The organism is Shewanella sp. TC10, assembly GCF_009663145.1.
Classification (GTDB): domain Bacteria; phylum Pseudomonadota; class Gammaproteobacteria; order Enterobacterales; family Shewanellaceae; genus Shewanella.
Map to the genome: position 1 here is coordinate 58,033 of NZ_VKHR01000004.1, position 17,114 is coordinate 75,146.

Here is a 17,114-nt window from a genome sequence, read left to right on the forward strand (position 1 = left end):
GTTACTCTCCCATACAGTAATTGCCAACTTCAGCGAATACTCGCTTAAGTTGATAGGAATTTTGTTTGAAAGACTCAGTGGTGGCAGCTATTTGAGAAAGATCATCATTCGACTCTGCATCTCGTAAGCACACAGATTTAAATACTTTCTTAACTTGGCATTGGGCAAAAGCTTGGCTGTTGGCAAACTCTTCACCTAAGGATTTAGCTCCAAAACCTTTACCGTCTAGACTTTGATCCCAACCTAGTTTTTGGTTAACGCCCTCACGCCAATAGTTATTCCACTCATCATCTTCGGTGACATAACCATAGGGAAAGCTGGTTGAGTTAATGTGATACTTACCTTGCACTCGAGTGCCAGTATCAGGGTCTATTTGACCATTTTGATTGTAAGCAATCGCGCCACTATCACCTGCGGGATCGGCTTCGACATTAAAATCATACTGATAAAATGCAAACGCCTGTGCCAATGGATCCATGCCACTATGACAAGCTAAACAATTATTGATAAACAAGCGGCTATCGCCACCAGGGCTGCGGCTGACATCTTGACGGATCCTGTCGGGTGAACGGGTATTGTCTTTAAGCGGTTCAAGATCGGTACACAAATGGTTCATTAAGGTAAAACGAACCATGGCTCTGTTTGTACCTAAATAAAAGAAGGCCTTTGCCGCTGCTCGACTTGTAAGCACCCCTGCAGTCGCGTCGCTTGGCAAGCCGTTTAAGCTAGACTGACTGGTGCGCTCTAATCCATCTTTTAAATCAATAAACTGATCTTCTAATGCTTGGTAGTGCTGATTATTACTGGTGCTATATGCTGGAAGGTTAAGGCTATTGTCACCCACGTAAACCATATCAGCCTGTAATAACTGTCTAAAGTCGACGTCATCTCTTACCGCGCCTATCACTGTGGCGCTGTAATCATTTAGCGGCGCAAAGCTATCTTGATCAATATTGGTCCAAGGCGTAGCAAATAATTTGAGGGTGGTTGAATAAAATGCAGGGTTTTCCATGGCTAAATAAGCGGCTTCAATTGGCTTACTGTCACTGAGTAATGCAGCTATATCATTGAGAGTTTGCTCTGAGGCAGGCACCCCTGCAATTCGGTCATGTAACTGTTTTGCTTGTTCGAGGGTTCCTGCAGAGGCAGCTGCTGAAAAAACAACCAACCCAGCTAATGTAACAAGCTTAAAAACACCACTGCAACGCTGAGAATACACACTAAAACTACCTGAAAAATGCCGACTTATTTGCGTACAAAGTTGCCCCTTCATACTGTCTCCTTGTCAATATTTTTAGCTAACAAATGCTTTATGTAGCAATGGGATAAAAACACAGACAATGATCGGTAATCCTAAAATCATAAAGCTTATTGTTTTTATTTTGTTAACTTTATTTTTTTACTTGGCAAAATAAAATTTGCTAAAAAGTATTGAAACACTGGGGCTAGGGGGCAATAATGTCAAGAGTTATTACATTTTTACTATGTAACAATAACAATAATAACAATTATATATTAAGGGTAATAAATGAGGCCATTCGTAGGCTCTAATGCTTTAGGCTGTAAAGCTTTGCTGGCCTTTGTTCTTCTTTCTGGTTGCAACACCGACACTGCTATCAAAGATGAACAACCCGATCCTGTATTAGTCGAATACCCTGTCGTTTATATTCAACGTGATTTGATAGCACAAAGCGATAATGACGATCCCCAAGGCGCGAGCTTCCAGTCTCGAAACCCAGCCCAATTTAACCCTGGTGCACAACTCTTTGTAAAACGGAATGCCTTTACCGACTCCCCTGTCACCAACATCACCGCTGAATTATTCGCTGACTTGTTAGGCGAAGACGCCGCCCCTGAAACTGTTCAACGCATCGATATTCGAGACTTGTCTGTCTCTGATGATGGACAACAATTTTTAGTATCAATTCGCGCACCTGAAATTGAAGGTGTAGATGAAATGGAGCAGCCTAGCTGGAACATTTGGCGTTACCAGCTAGCTAACCAAACCCTTGAACGCATTATCACCAGCGATACCACGGCAGCTCAAGGTGATGATTTAATGGCATCATTCTTACCTGATGGTCGCATTGTATTTGCATCAACTCGCCAGCGTTTATCCCGCGCCATAATGTTAGATGAAGGTAAGCCACAATACACAGCCCTTGATGAAAGCCGTGATAATGAGACCTTCAATATTCATCTGATGAATCCTGATGGAACAGGCATAGAACAGCTAAGTTTTAATTTAAGCCATGATTTTTATCCATTAGTTCTGCAAAACGGCCAAATTCTTTATAGTCGCTGGGATAACATGGGCGGTAATAAAGGCATTAACTTATATCAAATGAATCCTGATGGGACTGATAACCAACTGATGTTTGGCTGGCATTCACACCAAGTTGATTTTGATGAACAAAGTGAACTCATTGAGTTTATCAAGCCACAACAACTGCCCAATGGTGACATATTAGTTTTACTGTCATCACAAGATGACATGAGTTATCAAAAGCGTCCTGTGGTCATCAATATTGAAGAGTTCACTGATAACCAACAAGCCACTGTGCAATCTGGCGCTAGCGATAACGCCATTAATGACTTAGAGATGAGCTTTGAGTTTAATTTTAACTTTTCAGATTTACTCTCTCCTTCAGGTCGATTAACTCACCTTTCCCCGCTACCCGATAATAGTCAGCGCTATTTGTTGAGCTGGGATTTATGTCGGGTCGTGATTGAAGAGCAAATCCGTGCCTGCGGTCAGTTAACAGACGAGCAGCTATTAGATCAAACCCTTGAACTTGCCGACCCCTTGTATGAGCTGTGGTTGCTCAATGATGCCGACGGAACTCAGCAGTTAGTGGCCGACAGCGAGGCAGGTAAAGTCATTACAGAAGCACTTGTGATGCAGCCTTCTTCACAACCTAAAACCTTTATTGCGGATAAAGTCATTGGTAATGAACTTGATCCACAATTACATGAAGAACTTGCCGCCGCGATTCATATTCGCAGCGTTTACGATTTCGATGGCCAAGACAGCACCGCTAATCTAGGTGGTATCGCTCAATTAAGCGATCCTTCCCTAACTCCAGCAAGTGAGCTACCTGCACGTTTTTTGAAAGTTGTCCGCGGCGTCCCTATGCCATCTGATGAGGTGAGAGATATTGCTAATACTGATTTTGGTCGAAGCCGCAATCAACTCATGCGTGAAATCATTGGCTACACGCCGATCCAGCCAGACGGTTCAGTAAAAATTAAAGTACCTGCTAATATCCCTGTAGCGATTAGTGTGCTTGATATTAACGGCCAACGTATTGGCGGACGTCACAGTCAGTGGATAAGCTTAAAAGCGGGTGAAACCCTGCAATGTACGGGTTGTCATACTGCTAACAGTCAATTACCCCATGGCCGATATGCAGCCCAAGCTGACAGTATAAACTCAGGTGCCATCGGCGGCTCAGCATTTCCTAATGCCAGTCAAAATATCATTCCAATCCAAGGCCAAACGATGGCGCAAGCTGATGCCATGGTCAATGGCATCCCAGAGTTAACATCAAGCTTAAATTACCAAGACCGTTGGACCAACCCTGATATTTCAGCCGTTAACGACAACATCAATATTGCTTACGAAAACCTGCAAACCCCGGCTCCAAATGGTAGCGAATGCTTTAATAACTGGAATACCTATTGCCGCATTCAAATCAATTACGTCGAACATATTCAGCCAATTTGGGATTTACAACGCCTTGCAATCGATGAGGTCACTTTAGAAATTCTTGCCGACAACACTTGCACAAGCTGTCACAACATTGTCGATGATAATAACCTTGCTCAAGTACCGGCGGGGCAACTTGAGTTACTGGCAACCCCATCAATAGATGAAGTCGCCCACCTCACCAGCTACCGAGAGTTATTTTTCAATGATGTTGAACAGGAAGAGATTGACGGCATCATCGTCGACAAACTCGTCGTAGTGCTCGATGCTGACGGCAATATTGTTTACCAAGTTGATGCCGAAGGCGAACTGATACTCGACGCAGAAGGTAACCCAATTCCTGTGATGACCACAGTGAATGTACCTGCCATTATGTCGACCAATGGCGCCAGAGCCAGCGCTAACTTTTTTGACACTATGAACAATGAAACCCATCAAAATATGCTGACAGCTGAAGAGCTTAAGCTATTAAGCGAATGGATAGATATTGGCGCACAGTATTACAACACGCCATTTTACTCTCAGGATTAACTTTAGAGCCAAACGAACAGGGACAGATGATGTTACAACAAGGAAGCCATGCTTAATTATCGCCTTATATTCAACACTGTGTTATCAGGTGCCTTACTTTGCCTGACATTATTGAATCCGAATCTAGCTCTGGCTGAATCTGCTGCGGCTAAATTAACCATCGATGTGCCTTTTATTGAACTTCACTCAGGTCCGAGTGCAGGTTATCCAGTGGTGCATGTGGTCGAGCAAAATGAACAAGTTAACGTATTACTTAAACGCACCTCATGGTTAAAAGTTCGTGATAAGCGTGGTATTGAAGGCTGGTTCCATGAAGATGATTTACTGGGTTTTAGCCAACATGGTGAAGCAGTCAATCAACAAGTGATAGGGACCGAAGCTTACCTACAACGAGATTGGGAAGCTGGAGTAATGTACGGCGACCTTGAAGGCGCGAATTTCTACCAACTTCAATTAGGCTATGTATTCACCCCAGTGTTTACCGCCGAACTGTCAGCGGGTAAAGCACTTGGCAGTATTTCCGACAGTGATTTATTTGAAGCCATGCTCATCAGCCACCCTTTTCCTGATTTACTCATTAGCCCTTACCTAGGTGTGGGCGGCGGCATTATCAACACTAAACCTCATAGTGTTATCGCTGATTCTGAATCACGTGATAGCACCTTAATGAGCGCTGCCGCAGGCATAAAATATCACTTAGCCCGTAACTTTATTTTACGTGCTGAATATAAATTTTCGTTGGCATTAACCGACCGAGATGAAAACGAACAACTTCAATCTTGGAAAGTAGGCTTTAGCGTATTTTTCTAACCCCATTAACGGAACATCAAAGTCGTCATGAAGGTAGCAATGAAAACAATAATAACAAACCATGCTAAAACCGCGTTTAAAAGCCTATCAACGATAAGTCTTTTAGCCTTTGGGATTAACTTCAGTGCAGGTGTGATGGCTGCAGACTCTCAGGCAAGTGTTGGCGTAAAAGCCGATGTTGAGCGCCGAGAAGTACTTGATGATGTACTTGATACTGAGAATTTTGAAGTGGGCATTCAAGGCGGCTTAATGTCGATTGAAGACTTTGAAAATAGTCCTTGGATAAGTGCACACCTTGGGTATCACATCAGTGAACACTTTTATGTAAAAGCGCGTTACGCGGTTGCTGAGGGTGGAGACACAAGTTTTGAAAAGCTTGCCAACACCGCGCCCCTTCTGACCGATGAAGAACGTGAAATGAGCTATTACGGACTGAACATTGGCTATAACTTTTTGCCTGGTGAAATATTTTTCAGTGAAGACTTAGTGTTTAACAGCGTGTTCTCTTTTGAACTGGGTGGTGGTAGCACTGAATTTGCTGGCGATGAACAATTTACAGTCAATTTAACCGCTAATTATCGAGTGTTTTTAAATGATTGGGTCGCATGGGATTTAGCAATGAGCGACTACATCTTTGACACGCAAATAACCGGTTCATCAAAAACCACCCATAACTTAACGTTTGCGACTGGTATTGCTGTTTACTTTTAGGACGGGCTTAACGCTCCCCGAATACTTAAAAGTCGCGCCATCGACGGCAGGCTAAATCATGAAAAACAAAATATAAGAAACAAATAAAGGATTATAAATGATGTTTTCAAAGCGCTGTTTTATCGCCTTATGTACCTTGTTAACACTGAGCTTGTCGATGCAAGCCCATGCATTATCTGAAGGAGACATGGCACCTGATTTTACCCTTAAAAATATGCAAGGTGAGAACCTTAACCTTTCTGAGCAGCGCGGCAATATTATTTTAATTAACTTTTGGGCTTCTTGGTGTGGACCGTGCCGTAAAGAGATGCCTGTATTGCAAAAGCTTGAGAATAAATATCAAGACTTAGGTATTGCGGTATGGGGAGTTAACGTTGAACAAGAGAACCAAGCTGGTAAAGATTTCCTCGCCGACCTTAATTTAAGTTTCGATATATTTTTTGATGAAACCAACTCCCTTTCTGAAACCTACGATGTAAAAGCGATGCCAACCACAGTGATTGTCGACCGTGATGGCAAAGTGCGATATGTGTTTCTTGGTTACCAAGACGGTTACGAGAAAAAATATGCCGCTGCGATTAAAAAGCTGATCAGAGAATAACCCTATGGTGAACCCAATGAGAAAACTAATCATCACAGCAACAGCCTTAACCTCGTTTCTGACATTATCAGGTTGTTCAAGCTTAGATATCGACCCTTGGGTTAAACCCTATGAACGTCAAAACTTAGCCGATCCCATTATGCGCTTTGGCCGTCACCCTATCGCGAATATGCATGTTGCTCACGTATTAGAAGCGCGTGAATCAGCCCGCGGCGCTGAAGGAACAGGAGGCGGTGGTTGTGGTTGTAACTAATATGAAGTCTCCTTTGATTAAGCTTATTGCTTTGCTGCTAGTGACCTTACACGTTCCATTGTCTTGGGCTGCGGTATTAGAGCCTGATCGCGCTGACGTGCTCTATCATAGCTACGAAGGCGGTGGGATGAAGATTGATGGGCCGTCAGTGTTACTTCGTAAAAAAGCCACTGAGTCATTAGCCTTCACTGGCTATTACTACCTCGATACCATTTCATCAGCCTCAGTCGATGTCATCAGTACCGCAAGTCCCTACACTGAAAAACGACACGAAGGCCAAGTTGGGGTTGAATACCTGAATGACAAAACCTTAATGTCTTTCAATGTACGTCAAAGTGATGAAGATGATTACTTAGCACAGTCGTTTAGTGTCAATGTTTCTCAAGATACCTTTGGCGATCTAACCAACCTAAGCCTTGGTGTGTCTTTTGGCGATAATGAGATTCGTCGTAATGGTGATGACCTGTTTGAAGAGCAAAGTCAGCAATACCGCATTCGCGCTGGTATCAGCCAAATCTTGACTAAAAACTTAACAGCACAACTCAATTTTGAAGCAATTGCAGATGAAGGTTACCTAAATAATCCATACCGTACAGTGCGTTATTTGGATAACAGCAATCCATCAGGTGTAGGCTATCAATCTGAGGTTTACCCTGAAACCCGTAATTCATTTTCAAGTAAATTATCTGCCAGCTATTTTCTACCTTACCGAGCCGCACTGTTTTTTCATTACCGGTATTTCAACGACAGCTGGGAAATCAACGCCAATGATATTGAGTTAGGTTACCGCCATCCTATTGGTGACTTTTTAGAACTTGAATTTAAAGTCCGCTATTACCAGCAAACCCAAGCCGAGTTCTATAGTGATTTATTCCCTTATCAAGATGCACAAAATTACTTAGCACGGGATAAAGAGCTCAGTGATTTTAATGATTTAACCCTGGGTCTTGGGGTCACATACCTAATGCCTGAAAGCTTATCTTTTGGCGACACTCGCTCAGAGGCCAGTTTGCAATGGGACTATATTACTTTCGATTACAACAACTTTAGAGATCCAACCGCTGATGGCGGTGTGGGAAATGAACCGTTTTATAACTTTTCAGCTAACGTAATACGCGCCTTTTACAGCGTTTACTTTTAATCATGCTGCGTACTGTTAGCCATTTACCCATTTTCAAGGCAGAGAATATGAATCAAGTAGAACAAGGATTTTTACACCAGAACATCATGATTAAAAGTGTATTTTCCAAACCGTTTATGTCTGGGCTGTTGGCAGCCATTGCACTATGCATCGCAGTTATTAATCCAAGCTATGCGAATGATGAAAATGCTGCCAAGGTTGAAAATAATATAGCTAATAGCGCTGTAGCGAGTGAGCTAGAAGACATTAAGAGCCAAGTTATCAAGCTTAACCGCGACTTATTTATCCTCGAAGAAGATCTATTGTTTCCAGCCAGTACTCAAGTGGCGGTATTTGTGTCAGTAGATATCGGGCGCTTTTTTACCCTAGACAGTGTCGAACTTAAAATTAATAGCGAGAACGTGGCTGGTTTTCTATATACCCAACGCCAACGTCGTGCACTGGAAAAAGGCGGCATTCAAAAAGTCTATATGGGTAATTTGAAAACTGGCCAACACCAGCTCACCGCTATTTTTACCGGTGTTGATGCTGAAGGTCGACCAGTACAAAGAGCCGTTAATCATGAGTTTGAAAAAACCGATGAAACCGTCATGTTGGAGCTAAAACTTGAAGATAATGCATCTAGCTATCGCGCTGATGTAAAAGTTGAAGAGTGGGTTTTATAACTGATTATGCCAGTTTACTTACCAAAAACTCATCTCTCGCTAGTGAGTTCAATGATTAGCTCAAGCTCATTATCAGTAGTTAGCTCATTGGTACTAGTTAGCTCATTGGCACGAGTTAGCAGAAGTCTTAAGTCTGCATTACCGCGCTTTATTGTGACAAGCTGCCTTATCTGTTCACTTTCGGTCAATGCCGCGCTATCTATAAGCGACCAGCCTAATACTGCTCAAGCTGATAACGCTGAAGTCGCATCTACTATCGCAACAGAATCAGCAGTAGCAACGCCGGAGCAGCAGGCAAGTTTTCGAAATAAACTCTATCGCCAAGCCTTATATTATTACTTCGAAGGCGACTACAACGCCGCATTAAGACAGGTTGCCTTTAATCGACAACGTTTTGAAGCCGATACAGCTAAAAGTCATTTATTTGAAGCAGGCTTACAGGTTTCTATTGGTTTACATCATCAGGCAACTCAGACATTAGCCACATTTGAGCAAGCATTAATAGATCAACAAGCTAAAGACAAACTGGCAGGAATATCGCCACAATCTACAGATAGCATCATTGATGACAAGCCTAATGAAACTAATAGTGCCAAATCTAACACCTCAGCAGCTGAGCTTAAATTAATTGCCCTTTTACAATTGTCAGAGCAACAAATCGAGCAAGGTAAATTAACTGCAGCCCAACGCACGTTAGGAAAAATAAATCAGCTACCAGCATCTTATGCCGAGCAATATCTGATTTTAAACCAATTAGCCCACTGGCCAGTAATTTACACAGCTACCGCTAACATCATAGGTGAAGCATCCAGCAAGTTTGCAGTTAACCTTGATGATGAAGCAGAAACCATTGGCTACTCATCGCTTTCTGCATACGTAATGCTTAACCAAGCATTACAAATGATTGAAGTCAGTGATTTTCAAGGTGCAGAACAACTGCTTACACGTCTTAAAAATATTCGTTTAGCACAAACTGAAACCAGTTTTTGGCAAGACTTGTTTACCGAAAAAAGCCCTCAATCGGTTAATAGCGATGTCATAAACAACCAGGCTGGTTCAAGTGAAGACAGCGCAAACGATAAAATGCTACAACAGCAAGCCATCAAAGATTATGCGCAACTATTACTTGCGCAAATGTATGTTAAACAAACGCAATATCAAGCCGCATTTGACCAATTAAAAGATTTCCCGCAGCTCAGTCCATATACAGAGTCGGCTCTGTTTTTATTTGCTTTTTCAGCTCAGCAAGTTAATCAATATACTACTTCAACAGCCCTGCTCGATTTATTAACCCGTCAATACCCACATTCACAGCTAGGCTGGCAGTCAGCGCTACTTTTATCGGCGCAAATTAAACAACAAAATACATTGGCAGAAAGTTTAACCAGCTACCAACAAGCCGAGCAGCTTTACCTTCAGCAGTTAGCCGATTTAGAACGCTTTCAAAAAGACATTAAACAGCATAAGTTTGTCAGTATTTTCGATAACCAAAATCCGCTAACGACGCAAAATGATAGCCAAAGCTTGTGGCTACAAAAAGCGTTAAAAAATCCTGAACTTAAAAACGATGTCGACACCTTAACCGAGCTAACATTACTCAAGCAAAACCTGTTTGAACAGCAACAAAAAAATGCTTGGATAAAGGAAACCATTGAGCTTAATAAGCGTCGCCAAACACGAATTATAAAGCAGCAAAAACAAACACCTTATGCTGAACTCATTCAGCAACTAACACTTCAACAGCAACAACTCAGTATCACTATTGCTGAAGCAGAACAGCAGCAAAATGCGCGTATTTTTGCCAATGAGGCAGAACAAGACTGGCTTAACCGAGTCAATCAAAGTCATCAAATAATCGCTGTAGTTAATGGCCAAAGAAATACTGAGGACTATCAACAAAGACTTGCACGAGTTGAAGCAGTATTAGATTGGAAGCTACAGCAGCAGTTCCCTCAGCGATTATGGCAACATAAAAAACTGTTAAAAGAAGTTGAGCAACAACTGATTATTGCCACTAAGCAGCAACAGCGTTTTGCACTGTTAGCTAATGCTCAGCAGCAAACTAACCCGTTTGAGCAACGTCAGGTTCAAGCAGAGCTAGCACTGACTAAGGTGACTAAAAATATTGCCCAACTCACAACGGCCACTGAGCAAAAAATTCAGCAAAAAATAGCCGTATTTGTTTCACAACAACAAAGCCAACTGCAGCAATTGTTACTGATATCTCGCCACGAAATGGCAGCTGTTTTAGAGCAAATGTCACAGATGGACTCAGTACCTATGGCAAGTTCAGCTCCAAAAGCAACGACTTCTTTAGTCAATACTAAGGAGGGATTGTAATGATTCAGCCTAGATTTAAATTATCAGTCTTAATCACTTGCATGTTAACTGCAGGTATCAGTGTTACTGGTTGTAAAAGTACCACTGATACACCAAGTGAACGTCAATCACAGCGGGCAACACTCACCGATTTAGCCAAACAACAACCTGCATTAAATCTGGATTCAGTCGTATTAACCAAAGCACAACGCACTCAAGCTTTAGCAAAGATATATCAGCAGCTGCTAACCCTAGAACCGAATCCTGAAGTGCGAACCAATGTTGAATATCGCCTAGTTCAAATCAAGACCGAAAACCTTGAAGAACAAATGTTTGGTGAGTTTGACGCTGCGCTTGATACATCAAATACCAATCCGACCGCACTGGCACTGAGTGCTGAGCAAGCAGCTTTAGCCCAGTTCAAACAAAATGATCAGCAGCTAGCCAAGTTAATTACTGAGTACCAAGGTTTATTACAGCGTTACCCTACTAGAACTGATAATGAGCATTTGCAATATCAGCTTGCAAAAGCATTAGATTTACAAGGTGAGCTAGATGAAAGTTTACTTGAAATGGAGTCCTTGCTAGCTCGCTACCCTAATACACAATACCTTGCGGAGCTTAACTTTAGGCGTGGCGAAATTTATTACAATCTGCAAGATTACCCTGCTGCAATTAGTGCTTATCAACAAGTTCAGTCGGCTGAAAATAATGACAAATACTTACTAAACAGCATCTATATGACTGGTTGGTCACTATTTAAATTAAACCGCTTACCTGAAGCCGATAAAACTTTCTTAGCTGTATTTGATACCATTTTAGCGAATCATATATCAGTAAGCCCTTTGGCAGACGGTGACCGTGATACTGGCAGCCAAGCAAACCCATTACACTCAACAAATTTTAGCTTTGACAGCCTGAGCAGCCGAGAACAAAATCTCGCGATAGATGCTCAACGTGTATTGAGCATCTCACTCAGTCAACAACATCAAGCTCATTCACTGGTAGAACTGGTTAAATCCCAACAGGCAAATACCAGTTACTTACACATTTATCAGCATGTATTATTTGATAATCTAGCTAAATTTTTGCTTAAGCAAGATTTACAGCATGATGCTGAATTGACTTACCAAGCCTATATCGATTTGGCCAAAGACAATATTTGGTCAGCGCGCTATTCGCTGGCATTACTTGAGCTTTATCAGCGCCAAGGCAAATTTGCCTCGATGCATAACCTTAAAAATGACTATATTGCCCAATACGGGCTCAACAGTCGCTTTTGGGCTCAAGCACCGATTGAGCAGCAACAAGAATTATTACCGCATTTACTGAGCTTTAGTGATGAGCATAGCCGCAGAGTTTATGCCAACGCCCAGCAGCAACTGGCTGGCACAAATCGAATCAATGCTTTTAAAGATGCGGCTAACGCTTTAGATACTTACCTACAATTAGCTAAGCTTCCTCAAGCAACACAGTTACTTACCAAAGATATATTAACCGATGAGTATCTTTACGCTGATGCCAACTTTGAAGCGCAGCAATTTAGACAGGCACTCACCAGCTATAAAGCCATTGCCTATGGTGAGCCATCAGCAGAGAAACTGCCAGAACAACAATCAGAACAACAAGCTGATAAAAAGCCTGAATTGACTGCTAGCAATCAAGAGCAATTAACTCCAGAGCGCGCGCGCCTTAAAAAACAATCAGCTTATGCCACAACCGTTGCGATTCGCGAGATTTTGCAACCTCTACAAAATAAAGCTGATATCGAAAATCCCCAAAGGCAACTTATTCTCGATGAAAGATTAGCATTAGATAAACAGTTTATTGCCCATTATCCAACTGATAAACGCGCTTTAGAGTTAGCAACTCATGCTAGTCAGTATTCTTTTGAAATGAAGAACTATCAGGATTTAAGTCAATTTACTGAATTTGTATTAGTCGCCCACGGTGTGATAAATCAAGCTGAAACGGTATCGGAAACAGATCTACAACTTGATCAACAGCAAGCCCAAATTAGAACCATTGACCTTAGCAATACCGCAGTAACTAATGCGCTACAGCATGGAAAAATGCTTTCCAGTACTCATCTAAAACAAGTACAAGTGGTTAGTCAGTTATATGCACATGGTTTATATCAACAAAACCAATATGTACTCGCTGAACAATCTTACAATTTAGCCCTGAAGTACTTAAGTGCTGATAGCAATAGTAACGCACAACAAAAACAAGCTCGTGCAGAAATGCGTGACTTATTAGCTTCTAGTATCTACTTCCAGGGGCAAGCCAATAAAACGCAAGCACCTGAACTTGCCGTAGTGGATTTACTGCGGATCAGTAACGTGGTGCCAGAATCTAAATATGCCATAAGTGGTGAGTTTGAAGCGGCAAATCTGTTGTTATCGCAGCAGCAATGGCAACAAGCCGTTGCTGTGCTTATTCCCTTTCAGCAGCGTTACCCTCAACACCAATTCAGTGCATCTATACCAGCTAAACTTGCCCAATCCTATGAAGCATTAGGACAATGGGATTTAGCCGCAGAGCAACTGTTAATTATTGTTGCTAACCAACCTTCTGGAGCGTTAAAACGTGAAGCTCAGTACACCGCAGCTGAGTATTATCTTAAAGCAGGTGAAACCGAAAAAGCACGCTTAACCTTCCGTACTTATGCAAAAACTTATCCTGAACCATTTGATATAGCCCAAGAAGTACGGTTAAAAATGAGCGGTTTTTATCAGCAATCTAACGAGCCAAACAAAGAGTATTACTGGTATCGCCAAATTTTAAATTTCCATAGCAAACAAGGTGCAAGCAGCAAGCCCGTTTCTGGCCGTGAAATAGAAATTGCCTCTATTGCAGCATCAAGACTGGCCCATGCCCATCAACAAACATTTATCTCGATTAAGTTAACCGCACCATTAAATAAAACCCTGAAGCGCAAGCAAGACGCTATGAAACAGGCCATTAGTTATTATCAACAAGTGCTAGATTTCCAGCGGGCACAATATGTACCACAAGCGACGTTTAACTTAGCTGAAATGTATCGTCAACTTGCTGCAGATGTCATGGATTCTGAGCGCCCTAGTGACTTAGATGAATTAGCGCTGGAAGAGTACGAAATATTGCTTGAAGAGCTCGCCTATCCATTTGAGGAAAAGGCAATTGAAATTCATATCAGTAACACTGAGCGGGCATGGCAAAATATTTATGACCAATGGATTGGCAAAAGTTTCGCAACCTTAACTGAGCTGTCACCTGCGTTATATAACAAACAGGAGGTGACACATGATGTCGTTGAATCAATTCACTAAACCTTTAAGCAAAATAGTAAATAGGCAGGTGAAGAATAAAGTGAATAAAACACTTTTATCAGCTCATATCGCCATCAAGTTATTAATGGGTTTCAGCTTAATGATCTTGTCAGCATGTTCAACGATGACAAATGATCAAACGAGTGAAAACCCAGAAACTAACGCTATTGATGCCCTAGATAGCAGTATGGTGGATATGGTCAACACTGATGCTGGCAATGCTAGTTCTGTGGCGAATGGCTCTGTAGGGAATGGTTCAAATAAGCAAACGGCAAGTAATGGGGCTTTAAATGATATATCAGCCAATAATTACAACTTATACGCAGAGCAAGCTCAGCAGCGTTTAGCCAATGTACCCAGTTCGGTGTTAACTCAATATCAAGACGCGCTAGCTCTGATGAAACAGCAGCAATTTGATCAAGCTGATGCATTATTTGATCAGGTACTCTTGGCGCAGCCAACCCTATCAGGTGCATTGGTAAACAAAGCCCTTATCGCTATCAATAAAAATGACTTTGAATTGGCTGACAGTCAATTAACTCAAGCTATAGCTGCCAATGATAAAAACCCCTACGCCTATCAACTCAAAGCACAGGTTGCTAGACAACAAGGTCGGTTTGAACAAGCTGAACAAGACTATTTAACCGCATTATCTATTTGGCCTAATTATCCAGAAGCACAAGTTAACCTCGCTATTTTGCTCGAGCTATACCGAGGAAAACTACTGGATTCGAGACGTTATTATCAATCCTATTTATTGCTAAAACCTGATGATGTTCAAGCCCAGCGATGGTTGGCTGGCGTTGAAATAAAAATTCAGCGAGCAGGACTCAATTTGCAAGAAGGAGAAGGATAAGATGCTTAGTTCATTAATCCCGATGACAACATACCGTGTTAACGCAGTTGTTATTGCTGTTATGGCACTCTTGCTGATATCAGTCATTAGCATTGGCCAGCTTAATGCCGCTGAAACCATCAGCACAGCAAACAAACCCTTATTAATAGAAAGTAAAGTCACCGGTACACAAGAGCAACCTAAAGTGCTCTACATCATGCCTTGGCAAGGCATTACTAATCCAATTGCAATTCAAGATAAAAACATGCAAATCACATTACCTGAATTTCGACCGATTAATCCCAAACACTTTCAAAAAGAAGTCAGAGAATTCAGTGCAGCTCAGGGAGTAAAACAATAAAAAACTTGGGCAAAGCAAATTAATAGTACTAATAAAAGCAATACTTTAACCCGTAACAGTAACACGTGAATTTACATTCAGGACGAGTCAATAAGAACACATTCGTTCAACTCAATAAAAAGGAAAATATCATGAGTTTTACCGACCATATCATTGCATTTTTACAAAATGGCGGACCTTTCATTTACCCTATCGCGTTGGTTTTAGTGGTCGGTTTGGCCATTACTATCGAGCGTTGGCTTTACCTCAGCTCAGCCCATAGAACCAATCAAAAAGCGTTTTCTTTAATCAAAGAAGCCCTTAAAAATGGTGATGTCGCAACCATTAGTCAGCACGCACAAAATAACAAAGCACCTGTTTTTGATGTTCTGCAATCTGGGATCGTGCGGATCTCACAAGCAAACCGCCGTGAAGACGTGGAATATGCAATGGAAGAAACCATCATGGAGTACATGTTAAGACTTGAAAAACGTACGCCATTTATTGCCACTTTAGCTAATATCGCCACATTACTGGGTCTATTAGGAACCATTATGGGCCTGATTGCAGCTTTCTCAGCGGTAGCCAGTGCTGATCCAGCTGAAAAAGCTAACCTGCTTTCATCAAGTATTTCAGTCGCGATGAACACCACAGCATTTGGTCTTATTACCGCTATTCCACTGATTTTATTTCATTCAACACTACAAACTAAAACTGCAGCAGTTGTAGATTCTATTGAAATGGCAGGTATTAAATTACTTAATTCATTGTCATTTACTAAGCAAGCGGATTCAGACCGAGGCTAATAATTATGAGACGCCGTCGTCGCCCCAATACCGAAGATGCAGAACTCGATATCACTTCATTTATGAATTTGATGATCGTGCTCGTGCCTGTGTTATTGCTTAGTTTGGTATTTTCACAAGTGCGGATATTAAACCTGCAATTGCCAGTTATGTCAGAGTCCCAACAAGCTGAAGATGAACAAGAGCCTAAAATATTAGAATTGGTCATCACTCAGCAAAGCCTTGAGCTTAACTACCCTGCAGGCATATTGCTAAAACGCTTTGAAGCCAACGAACAAGGTTATGATTTCAAGGCTTTATCAGTTTACTTACAAGACTTAAAACTGACCTTTCAGCAACAATCTATCGAAAAGAATGACATCGTATTGTTACTTGAACCCGATATTGATTATCAAACCATTGTCACGGCCATGGATACTGTTCGTTCCTATAAAGCAGTTGTTGCAGCTAGTTTAGTGGATGCTGAGTTGTTTCCGATGATCTCGCTAGGGGATGCCCCAGAAAATCTCTCCTCAGATACTCAAGAGAGTATGAATACGGGAGATAAATCATGAAGCAATCATCCAGAACTAAACGACTTGCAAAGCACCATAAGCGCTTTAAAGCCGGTGGTAAGCTTAACCTCGTTGCCCTCATGGATATTTTTACCATTTTGGTGTTCTTCTTGATTGTGAACCAATCTGAAGTACGAGTGCTGCAAAACATTGAAAAGATAAAACTGCCTGTTTCGATTGCTGAAGAACTGCCAGTTGAAAACCTAGTTATTACTGTTTTAGCAGATACAGTGCTAATTCAAGAACGTGCAATATGGCAAAACAGTGATGATAAACCTAACTTCAGTGAGCAAGAAAATACTGAGTTTATTGAAGCTATAACGACTGAGCTGAACTATCAAGCAAGTAAACGTGTTGAGCTAACCGAGTCAGAGTTAGAAAAAGGTCGTGCAGTAACCATTATTGGCGATAGTTCGACGCCTTATATGGCGCTGAAACAAATCATGGCTGCATGTGCTGAAACGGGTTACCGAAACATGTCTCTTGCCGTTGAGCGTCAAGCCAGTAAATCTGTTGAGGAGGGCTAAT

15 protein-coding genes are annotated in these 17,114 nt (G+C 41.7%); 14 read left to right on the forward strand and 1 reads right to left on the reverse strand.

Annotation, left to right across the window (positions count from 1 at the left end):
- Position 1 precedes the first annotated feature (1 nt).
- Positions 2-1,273: a hypothetical protein gene (locus FNZ24_RS02210; RefSeq protein ID WP_228768346.1), complete on the reverse strand. Its 1,272-nt coding sequence runs from the start codon at positions 1,271-1,273 to the stop codon at positions 2-4.
- 255 nt (positions 1,274-1,528) lie between these two features.
- On the opposite strand from FNZ24_RS02210, the gene FNZ24_RS02215 reads away from it, so the two are divergent.
- From FNZ24_RS02215 to FNZ24_RS02280, 14 genes are all read left to right on the forward strand, one after another.
- Positions 1,529-4,240, forward strand: coding sequence for a hypothetical protein (locus tag FNZ24_RS02215; protein ID WP_153912793.1), 2,712 nt, complete (start codon positions 1,529-1,531; stop codon positions 4,238-4,240).
- 48 nt (positions 4,241-4,288) lie between these two features.
- Positions 4,289-5,050, forward strand: coding sequence for an SH3 domain-containing protein (locus FNZ24_RS02220; protein WP_153912794.1), 762 nt, complete (start codon positions 4,289-4,291; stop codon positions 5,048-5,050).
- Positions 5,051-5,089: 39 nt separating this feature from the next.
- Positions 5,090-5,761: an outer membrane beta-barrel domain-containing protein gene (locus FNZ24_RS02225; protein WP_228768347.1), complete on the forward strand. Its 672-nt coding sequence runs from the start codon at positions 5,090-5,092 to the stop codon at positions 5,759-5,761.
- Between the two features lie 97 nt (positions 5,762-5,858).
- Positions 5,859-6,362: a TlpA family protein disulfide reductase gene (locus tag FNZ24_RS02230; protein WP_153912795.1), complete on the forward strand. Its 504-nt coding sequence runs from the start codon at positions 5,859-5,861 to the stop codon at positions 6,360-6,362.
- 16 nt (positions 6,363-6,378) lie between these two features.
- Positions 6,379-6,615, forward strand: a complete 237-nt coding sequence (locus tag FNZ24_RS02235) for a DUF4266 domain-containing protein (RefSeq protein ID WP_153912796.1) — start codon at positions 6,379-6,381, stop codon at positions 6,613-6,615.
- The gene (locus tag FNZ24_RS02240) at positions 6,602-7,756 is read left to right on the forward strand and encodes a DUF3570 domain-containing protein (RefSeq protein WP_228768348.1); all 1,155 of its coding nucleotides are present in this window, start codon (positions 6,602-6,604) and stop codon (positions 7,754-7,756) included. The genes FNZ24_RS02235 and FNZ24_RS02240 overlap by 14 nt, the downstream gene beginning before the upstream one ends.
- 47 nt (positions 7,757-7,803) lie before the next feature.
- Complete coding sequence (locus FNZ24_RS02245) at positions 7,804-8,421, forward strand: AraC family transcriptional regulator (RefSeq protein WP_228768349.1); 618 nt, start codon at positions 7,804-7,806, stop codon at positions 8,419-8,421.
- 51 nt (positions 8,422-8,472) lie between these two features.
- Positions 8,473-10,761: a tetratricopeptide repeat protein gene (locus FNZ24_RS02250; RefSeq protein ID WP_153912797.1), complete on the forward strand. Its 2,289-nt coding sequence runs from the start codon at positions 8,473-8,475 to the stop codon at positions 10,759-10,761.
- Positions 10,761-14,051, forward strand: a complete 3,291-nt coding sequence (locus tag FNZ24_RS02255; protein WP_153912798.1) for a tetratricopeptide repeat protein — start codon at positions 10,761-10,763, stop codon at positions 14,049-14,051. The genes FNZ24_RS02250 and FNZ24_RS02255 overlap by 1 nt, the downstream gene beginning before the upstream one ends.
- Before the next feature lie 40 nt (positions 14,052-14,091).
- Entirely contained in the window at positions 14,092-14,907 is an 816-nt protein-coding gene (locus tag FNZ24_RS02260; protein ID WP_194944978.1) for a tetratricopeptide repeat protein, read from the forward strand.
- A gap of 1 nt (position 14,908) precedes the next feature.
- Positions 14,909-15,247 carry a hypothetical protein gene (locus tag FNZ24_RS02265; RefSeq protein ID WP_153912800.1) on the forward strand — a complete coding sequence of 113 codons (339 nt, stop codon included), beginning with the start codon at positions 14,909-14,911 and terminating at the stop codon, positions 15,245-15,247.
- 131 nt (positions 15,248-15,378) lie between these two features.
- Entirely contained in the window at positions 15,379-16,032 is a 654-nt protein-coding gene (locus tag FNZ24_RS02270; protein ID WP_153912801.1) for a MotA/TolQ/ExbB proton channel family protein, read from the forward strand.
- Between the two features lie 5 nt (positions 16,033-16,037).
- Complete coding sequence (locus FNZ24_RS02275) at positions 16,038-16,586, forward strand: biopolymer transporter ExbD (protein WP_153912802.1); 549 nt, start codon at positions 16,038-16,040, stop codon at positions 16,584-16,586.
- The gene (locus tag FNZ24_RS02280; RefSeq protein WP_228768350.1) at positions 16,583-17,113 is read left to right on the forward strand and encodes an ExbD/TolR family protein; all 531 of its coding nucleotides are present in this window, start codon (positions 16,583-16,585) and stop codon (positions 17,111-17,113) included. Before FNZ24_RS02275 ends, FNZ24_RS02280 begins: the two co-directional genes overlap by 4 nt.
- Position 17,114 lies beyond the last annotated feature (1 nt).

Excerpts from the sequence above, each read along its gene's own strand:
- FNZ24_RS02210 (WP_228768346.1), bottom strand. The coding sequence starts at position 1,273 with ATGAAGGGGCAACTTTGTACGCAAATAAGTCGGCATTTTTCAGGTAGT.
- FNZ24_RS02215 (WP_153912793.1), top strand. The coding sequence starts at position 1,529 with ATGAGGCCATTCGTAGGCTCTAATGCTTTAGGCTGTAAAGCTTTGCTG.
- FNZ24_RS02220 (WP_153912794.1), top strand. The coding sequence starts at position 4,289 with ATGCTTAATTATCGCCTTATATTCAACACTGTGTTATCAGGTGCCTTA.
- FNZ24_RS02225 (WP_228768347.1), top strand. The coding sequence starts at position 5,090 with ATGAAAACAATAATAACAAACCATGCTAAAACCGCGTTTAAAAGCCTA.
- FNZ24_RS02230 (WP_153912795.1), top strand. The coding sequence starts at position 5,859 with ATGATGTTTTCAAAGCGCTGTTTTATCGCCTTATGTACCTTGTTAACA.
- FNZ24_RS02235 (WP_153912796.1), top strand. The coding sequence starts at position 6,379 with ATGAGAAAACTAATCATCACAGCAACAGCCTTAACCTCGTTTCTGACA.
- FNZ24_RS02245 (WP_228768349.1), top strand. The coding sequence starts at position 7,804 with ATGAATCAAGTAGAACAAGGATTTTTACACCAGAACATCATGATTAAA.
- FNZ24_RS02250 (WP_153912797.1), top strand. The coding sequence starts at position 8,473 with ATGATTAGCTCAAGCTCATTATCAGTAGTTAGCTCATTGGTACTAGTT.
- FNZ24_RS02255 (WP_153912798.1), top strand. The coding sequence starts at position 10,761 with ATGATTCAGCCTAGATTTAAATTATCAGTCTTAATCACTTGCATGTTA.
- FNZ24_RS02265 (WP_153912800.1), top strand. The coding sequence starts at position 14,909 with ATGCTTAGTTCATTAATCCCGATGACAACATACCGTGTTAACGCAGTT.
- FNZ24_RS02270 (WP_153912801.1), top strand. The coding sequence starts at position 15,379 with ATGAGTTTTACCGACCATATCATTGCATTTTTACAAAATGGCGGACCT.
- FNZ24_RS02275 (WP_153912802.1), top strand. The coding sequence starts at position 16,038 with ATGAGACGCCGTCGTCGCCCCAATACCGAAGATGCAGAACTCGATATC.
- FNZ24_RS02280 (WP_228768350.1), top strand. The coding sequence starts at position 16,583 with ATGAAGCAATCATCCAGAACTAAACGACTTGCAAAGCACCATAAGCGC.